The sequence below is a fragment of the Candidatus Methylomirabilota bacterium genome (genome assembly GCA_035315345.1).
Lineage (GTDB): Bacteria > Methylomirabilota > Methylomirabilia > Rokubacteriales > CSP1-6 > CAMLFJ01.
Genome location: DATFYA010000110.1, coordinates 44,372 through 51,520 on the forward strand (window position 1 = coordinate 44,372; position 7,149 = coordinate 51,520).

Genomic DNA, 7,149 nt, shown 5'->3' on the forward strand with positions numbered 1-7,149 from the left:
TCCGGAGGGCACCTTCGATGAAGCATCACAAGGTCTACCGCACCGAGCTCACGCCCGTGAGCTTCCTCGTCCGCAGCGCCTACGTCTTCCCCGACAAGACGGCGGTCGTGCACGGCGAGCGGCGGTACACGTACCGGCAATTCTCCGAACGGGTGAACCGGCTCGCCTCGTCACTGCGCGCGGCCGGGCTGCAGAAGCAGGATCGGGTCGCGTTCATCTGCCCGAACACCCCGCCCATGCTCGAGGCCCACTACGGCGTGCCCGCGGCCGGCGGCATCCTGGTGGCGATCAACATCCGGCTCTCCTCCGACGAGATCGGCTACATCCTCCAGCACTCCGGCGCGAAGTTCTTGTTCGTGGACGCCGAGTTCGCGGGCCTGGTGAAGCCGCTCGATCTGCCGGGGGTGCGGGTCGTGCGCGTGGACGACACCGGCGCGCCCGGCGATCCCTACGAGGACTTCCTGGCCGGCGGCTCCCCCGAGCAAGTCGAGAGCTGGCTCGAGGACGAGGGCGAGACCATCTCGATCAACTACACGTCGGGGACGACCGGCCGGCCCAAGGGCGTCATGTACTCGCACCGGGGAGTGTGGGTGAACGCGCTGGGCGAGCTCGTCGAGACCGCGATGTCGTTCGACACGAAGTACCTCTGGACGCTGCCGATGTTTCACTGCAACGGCTGGTGCTTCACGTGGGCGGTGACCGCGGTGGCGGGGACGCACGTCTGTCTCCGGAGGGTCGAGCCCGGGCGCATCTGGGACCTGCTCGACCGCGAGGGCGTCACCCACTACAACGGCGCGCCCACCGTGCAGATCGGGGTGGTGAACGACCCGAAGGCGCACAAGCTGGCTCGCCCGGTGACGGTGACGGTGGCCGGCGCGCCGCCCTCGCCCACGCTGCTGGGCAAGCTGAAGGAGCTGGGCTTCAGGCCGGTGCACGTCTACGGGCTCACCGAGACCTACGGGCCGCACACCGTGTGCGGCTGGAACGCGGACTGGGACCGGCTCCCCGCGGAGGAGCAGGCCCGTCTCGCCGCCCGGCAGGGACAGGGCTACGCGCTCTTCGACCTGGTTCGCGTGGTGGACGAGCACATGAACGACGTGCCGCAGGACGGCGAGACGCTCGGCGAGGTGATCATGGTCGGCAACAACGTGGCCAAGGGCTACTACGAGCAGCCGGAGGCCACCGCGGAGGCCTTCCGCGGCGGCTGGTTCCACTCCGGCGACATCGGGGTCTGGCATCCCGACGGCTACATCGAGCTGCGCGACCGCAAGAAGGACATCATCATCTCGGGGGGCGAGAACATCTCCACCATCGAGGTGGAGCAGTGCGTGGCCCGGCACCCCGCGGTGATGGAGTGCGCAGTCGTGGCGATCCCGGATGAAAAATGGGGCGAGCGGCCCAAGGCCTTCGTGACCCTGAAGCCCGGGCAGCGCGCGACCGAGCCGGAGATCATCGAGTTCTGCAAGCAGCACATCGCGGGCTTCAAGGCGCCGGCCGCGGTCGAGTTCGGCGACCTGCCCAAGACCTCGACGGGCAAGATCCAGAAGTTCGTGCTGCGCGACCGGGAGTGGAAGGGCAAGACCAAGCGGATCAATTGATGCCTCCTCGCGCGCTTCTCCCTCTCCCCTCCGGGGAGAGGGCAGGGTGAGGGGCCGCCGAATGCGCATCGGCCTCCTCGACCAATCCCCCGTCCGCAGCGGCGGCACCCCCGCCGACGCGGTCCACGAGACGCTCGAGCTCGCGCGTGCCGCCGACCGCTGGGGCTACCACCGCTACTGGCTGGCCGAGCATCACTCCACTCCCGGCCTGGCCGGCGCCAGCCCCGAGGTGCTGATCGCGCAGGTGGCGGCGATCACGAGCCGCCTCCGGGTGGGATCGGGCGGCGTGATGCTGCCGCACTACAGCGCGCTGAAGGTGGCCGAGCAGTTCCGCATGCTGGAGACGCTCCACCCGGGCCGCATCGACCTCGGCATCGGCCGCGCGCCGGGCAGCGATCAGCGGACCGCGCGCATCCTGCGCCACGGGGTCGGCGGGCAGGGCATCGAGCACTATCCGCAGCAGATCCAGGACGTGGTGGCCTTCCTCCACGACGATCTGCCCGCCAATCACCCATGGCGCGGCGTGCACGCCATGCCCGCGGGGCCGAGCGTGCCGGAGGTCTGGCTGCTCGGCTCGAGCGACGAGAGCGCGTTGCTCGCCGCCCATCTGGGCCAGGCCTTCTGCTTCGCGCACTTCATCAACGAGCAGGGCGGGGCCGAGGTCACGCGCGCCTACCGCTGGCGCTTCTGCGCCTCGCCCGATCTGGCCGCCCCGCGCAGCAGCGTGGCCGTGTTCGCGGTCTGCGCGGAGACCGAGGAGCAGGCGCGCCGGCTCGCGCGCAGCCGCGATCTGTTCATCGTGCGCCTGTACACCGGCCGGCCGGGGCCGTACCCGTCGGTGGAGGAGGCGGAGCGCTACCCTTACAATGCCCAGGAGGTGGCGATCGCCCAGCACGCGAGCCGGCGCAGCGTGGTGGGGACGCCCGAGCAGGTGCGCGAGCGCCTCCTCGCGATGGCCGCCGACTACGAGGCCGACGAGCTGATCGTCGTCACCATCACCCACGACTTCAAGGCGCGCCTGCGCTCCTACGAGCTGCTGGCCGAGGCGTTCGACCTGCCCGGCGACACGGAGACGACCCCATGACCATGAGGCTGTCGCTGCATACGTGGACGCTCGACACCACGCCGCTCGCCGACGCGCTCGGCGTGATCAAGAAGACGGGCTGGGACGCCGTCGAGCTGCGCCGGCTCGACTTCGAGCGGGCCGCCCAGGCCGGGCAGTCCGCCGAGCAGGTGCTAGCGCTGGTGCGCGCCTCCGGGCTGCCGGTGGCCTGCGTGGGCGTCGAGCTGGGCTGGGTCTGGGCCGGCGGCGAGGAGCGGGCGCGTCTCCTGCGCGTGTTCGCCGAGCAGGCGTCGCGCGCGAAGGCCCTCGACTGTGCGACGATCATGAGCCCGGTGGACCGCGGCCGTGGCGACGTGGCCGAGGCGGCCCGCAGCATCCGGGAAGTCGGCGACATCGCGCGCGAGCACGGCGTGCGCCTGGCCGTCGAGTTCAACTCGCAGTGCGAGCAGCTGAACGCGCTGGGCCCGATGCGCGAGGTCATGGCCCGCGCCGCCCATCCGAGCACGGGCCTCCTGCTCGACACCTATCACCTCGGCCGCACCGGCGCCTCGCCGCGCGACATCGACGACGTGCGCCCCGAGGAGATCGCCTACGTGCAGTACAGCGACGTGCCGCGCACCGGGCTGGAGCCGGGCAAGGCGCTGGACCGCCTGCCGCCGGGTCAGGGGAGCGTGCCCTTCAAGGAGTTCTTCGCCGCCTTCCAGCGCAAGGGCTACACCGGCTACGCGAGCTACGAGGCGCCCAATCCCGCCGCGTGGAAGCGCCCGGCCGAGGACGTGGCCCGGGAGGCGCTCGCGGCCACCCGCGCGGTGCTGCGGTAGCCCACCGGGCTCGAGCCGCGCGATGCCGCCGCCAACGGCGCATTCTCGACCAAAGGAGCAGGCGCCATGATCAAGCACTTCGACCACGTCACCGTCGTGGTCAGAGACATCGACGCCGCCAAGCAGTTCTTCGGCCTCCTGGGGTTCAAGGAAGACAAGTCGGTGGTGATCAAGGGGCCACAGTTCTCCGCCTACATGGGCGTGGAGGACATCGAGGCCGAACACGTCACACTCGTCCTTGCCGATGTGTCGCCGCGAACCGAGGTGCAGTTGCTGAAGTACCACCACCCGGATCCGCTCATCGACCCGGCCATTGCCAACCTCACCAGGCTGGGGTTCAACCACGTCTGCTTCGCCGTCGACAACCTGGAGGCCGAGGTGGCCAGGCTGAAACCCAAGGGCGTGCCGCTTCGGAACGAGGTCATGTACTTCCATGACCGAAAGCTGGTCTTCCTTTCCGGGCCGGAGGGCATCACCGTGGAACTGTCGGAATGGGGCTAGCGGCTAGCACCGGATCCGGCGCCGGCGCCGACCGCCGAGACGAGAAGCACGATGTTCACGGACGCGCATTCAGCCTCGGAAGAGGAGGCATGGTGGCTGGCACGAAGGTGACACCGCCCGATCCCGCGGCGTGGAAGCGCCCGGCCGAGGACGTGGCCGGCGAGGCGCTCGCGGCCACGCGCCTCGGTGCTGCCCTGAGCGGCGGCCGGTGTCGATGCTGAAGGCCGCCCCCGCGCTGGCCCGGCTGCGTGACGGGAACCGGCGCTTCACCTCGGACCGGGCGGTCGCCTCGTCCTTCTCGAACCCGTCGCGGCGCGCCGAGCTGGTCTCGGGACAGGAGCCCTTCGCGATCATCCTGGGCTGCTCGGACTCACGCGTGCCCGCCGAGCTGGTCTTCGACCAGGGCTTCGGCGACCTGTTCGTCATCCGGGTGGGCGGCAACATCGTCGCGCCTTCCCAGGTCGGCAGCGTGGAGTTCGCCGCATCGCGCTTCGGGACGCGGCTCGTGGTGGTGATGGGCCACTCCCAGTGCGGGGTGGTGACGGCCGCGCTGGAGGATCTGCAGGGACGGGGCGGCCGGCAGTCGCGCAACCTGCGCGCCATCGTGGACCGCGTACGCCCCTCGGTCGAGACGGTGCTGGCGGCTCATCGGGGCGCGGATCCCGAGCGCCTCATGCGCGACGCGGTCCGCGCCAACGTCCGCGCCTCGGTCGATCACCTGCGCCACGGCTCGGAGCTGCTGGAGCGCCTCATCCAGGACGACGGCCTGATGGTGGTCGGCGCGGAGTACTCGCTGGAGACCGGCGTGGTGGACTTCTTCGACGGCGTCCCGGCTTCGACCGGGCGGGGGGAGCGAGGGCGAGCCCGACGGGGGTGACCAGGACCGCCCTCCGTGCGGACGGGGTGGCAGCCGGCAGTGTGGCGCCGTCGAGGGACATCCCAGAGCCCTGCTCCATCCGGATGATGCGATTCGTCCCGGTCCACGCGACACGGGCGCGCACGCGCCTCATGCGCAACTGCGAGCGTCTCGACGCGATGTAAAGAACGAGGCCCGCTGGTCGCGCGGGACATGCGCGGCCCGGCACATAGGAGGCCGAGGCGACTGCGCTTGGGGGACGGCGGCAGCTGAGCGGGCGACTGTCGACGGCTCAGCGCGCCGCGCGCGCGGCGCCGGACTTCACCAGTGCCGCGATCCGCTCCGCGTCGAAGCCGGCCTCGCGCAGAATCTCCTCGCTGTGCTCGCCCAGTCGCGGCGGCAGGCGGCGAATCGCGCCCGGGGTCTTGCCGTAGGTGGCGGGCAGGCCGGGCAGGCGCATCGGGCCCTCGGTCGGGTGGACGACGTGCTGCCAGAAGCCGACCGCTTCCAGGTGGGGGTCGTGCAGCAGGGACTCCAGCGTGTTGACGGTCATCGCCGGGACGTTCAGCTTGTCGAGCGCGGTGAGCCACTCCGCGTTGGTGCGGGTCACCGCCATGGTCGCGACCTCCGCGTAGAGGCCCTCGATGTGTCGCAGACGGGTGCCGAGCGTCTTGTAGCGCGGGTCGTCCATCAGGTCCTGGCGGCCGGTCAGCTGGAAGAAGTCGCGCCAGTTCTGGTCGGTGTAGGGGAGGATCGCGAGGTAGCCGTCCTTGGTCTTGAACGGCCGCCGGTTCGGATTGAGGATGCGCTTGTAGCCGATGGTGTCGGCGGGCGGGGTGAACGTCTCCCCGTAGAGGTGCTCGACCATCACCCACGCGGCCATCGACTCGAACATCGGCACCTCGACCTCCTGGCCCTCGCCGGTGCGCGCCTTGTGGTAGAGCGCGGCGAGCACCGCGGCCAGCACGGTCATGCTGCTCGACTTGTCGGCCACGATCGTCGGCACGTAGCGCGGCTCCCCGATGATCGAGGCCTGGAGCGACGCGACTCCCGAGGCGGCCTGGATGATGTCGTCATAGGCCGGCTTGTCGCCGTAGGGACCGGTGGCGCGAAAGCCGTAGGTGCCCACGTAGACCAGCCCCGGATTGACCGCTTGAAAAATCTCGTACGACATGCCGAGCCGGCGCGCCGCCTGCGGCCGGTAGTTGTGCAGCAACACGTCGGCGTCGCGGGCCAGCCGCCGCAGCACCTCGCGCGCGGCCTCCTGCTTGAGGTCGAGCACGATCGAGCGCTTGTTGCGGTTGCACGCCAGGAAGAAGGCGCCCATGTTCGGGTTCTTCATGGGGCCGAGCTGCCGGGTGGTGTCGCCCTCGGGGGGCTCCACCTTGATCACGTCGGCGCCCAGGTCGCCCAGCTGCTGCGCGGCCCAGGGGCCGAGCACGACCGTCGTGCAGTCCACCACGCGGACGCCGCTGAGCGGTCCGGACACGGGGCGGAGGCTCGCTAGGCGCCGCCGGTGACGACGAGCGTCTGGCCGCTGACGAAGTCGCTGTCCGGGCTGCAGAAGAGGTAGATCGCGCCGGCCGCTTCTTCCGGGAAGCCGCCGCGGCCGAGCGGGATGGTCTGGTTCATGGCCGCGATGCGCGTGCCCTGCACGCCGACCTTCACCTGCCGGCCGGCCACCTCGATGGTGCCGGCCTCGCCCTCGGCCAGCGGCTTGGTGAGCCGCGTCTGGATGTAGCCGAAGGCCACGCAGTTCACGGTGACCGCGTAGCGGCCCCACTCCCGGGCGAGCGTGCGGGTCATGCCGGTCACCGCCGCCTTCGCGGAGGAATAGTTGACCTGGCCCGCGTTGCCCCGCACTCCAGACGTCGAGGAGATCTGCACGACTTTTCGAACGACTCGTTCACCCCGTTTCGACTCGGTCTCGAACTGGGCGCGTAGATACGGGGCGAAGGCGCGCAGGATGCGGAACGGCGCGGTCACGTGGACGTCCATGATCGCGTACCACTGCTCGTCGGTCATCTTCTGGATGACGTTGTCCCACGTGTAGCCGGCGTTGTTCACGATGACGTGCAGCCCGCCGAGCTGCTGCACGGCCGTGGCCACGATCCGCTCGCCGAAGTCCTTGGCGGTGACATCACCGTTGCAGGCGACGGCCCGCCCGCCGAGCTTCTCGATGAGCCCGATGGTGTCCCGGGCCGGCCCGTCGTCGAGGTCATTCACCACCACCGCGGCCCCATCGCGGGCCAGCCGCAGCGCCACCTGCTGTCCGATGCCGCGTCCCGAACCGGTGACGATCGCGACCTT

General features: G+C 70.5%; 7 protein-coding genes. 5 read left to right on the forward strand and 2 right to left on the reverse strand.

What is annotated here, in order from left to right; genetic code table 11:
* Window positions 1-17 precede the first annotated feature (17 nt).
* From VKN16_15735 to VKN16_15755, 5 genes are all read left to right on the forward strand, one after another.
* Window positions 18-1,598, forward strand: a complete 1,581-nt coding sequence (locus VKN16_15735; protein HME95658.1) for an acyl--CoA ligase family protein — start codon at window positions 18-20, stop codon at window positions 1,596-1,598.
* Between the two features lie 61 nt (window positions 1,599-1,659).
* Window positions 1,660-2,682 carry an LLM class flavin-dependent oxidoreductase gene (locus VKN16_15740; GenBank protein HME95659.1) on the forward strand — a complete coding sequence of 341 codons (1,023 nt, stop codon included), beginning with the start codon at window positions 1,660-1,662 and terminating at the stop codon, window positions 2,680-2,682.
* Entirely contained in the window at window positions 2,679-3,482 is an 804-nt protein-coding gene (locus VKN16_15745; protein ID HME95660.1) for a sugar phosphate isomerase/epimerase, read from the forward strand. The genes VKN16_15740 and VKN16_15745 overlap by 4 nt, the downstream gene beginning before the upstream one ends.
* Window positions 3,483-3,548: 66 nt before the next feature.
* Window positions 3,549-3,983 (forward strand): VOC family protein, encoded by a 435-nt coding sequence (locus tag VKN16_15750; GenBank protein ID HME95661.1) that lies wholly within the window; start codon window positions 3,549-3,551, stop codon window positions 3,981-3,983.
* Between the two features lie 214 nt (window positions 3,984-4,197).
* Entirely contained in the window at window positions 4,198-4,860 is a 663-nt protein-coding gene (locus VKN16_15755) for a carbonic anhydrase (GenBank protein ID HME95662.1), read from the forward strand.
* Between the two features lie 271 nt (window positions 4,861-5,131).
* Here VKN16_15755 and VKN16_15760 read toward each other — a convergent pair whose 3' ends face one another.
* Both VKN16_15760 and VKN16_15765 read right to left on the reverse strand, forming a co-directional pair.
* Window positions 5,132-6,328, reverse strand: coding sequence for a CoA transferase (locus VKN16_15760; protein HME95663.1), 1,197 nt, complete (start codon window positions 6,326-6,328; stop codon window positions 5,132-5,134).
* A 14-nt stretch (window positions 6,329-6,342) separates the two neighbouring features.
* Window positions 6,343-7,149, reverse strand: an 807-nt coding sequence (locus tag VKN16_15765; GenBank protein HME95664.1) for an SDR family NAD(P)-dependent oxidoreductase, incomplete at its 5' end; no start/stop codon positions are given.

Coding starts and splice junctions, on each gene's coding strand:
- VKN16_15735 (HME95658.1), top strand. CDS start 18: ATGAAGCATCACAAGGTCTACCGCACCGAGCTCACGCCCGTGAGCTTC.
- VKN16_15750 (HME95661.1), top strand. CDS start 3,549: ATGATCAAGCACTTCGACCACGTCACCGTCGTGGTCAGAGACATCGAC.
- VKN16_15740 (HME95659.1), top strand. CDS start 1,660: ATGCGCATCGGCCTCCTCGACCAATCCCCCGTCCGCAGCGGCGGCACC.
- VKN16_15755 (HME95662.1), top strand. CDS start 4,198: ATGCTGAAGGCCGCCCCCGCGCTGGCCCGGCTGCGTGACGGGAACCGG.
- VKN16_15745 (HME95660.1), top strand. CDS start 2,679: ATGACCATGAGGCTGTCGCTGCATACGTGGACGCTCGACACCACGCCG.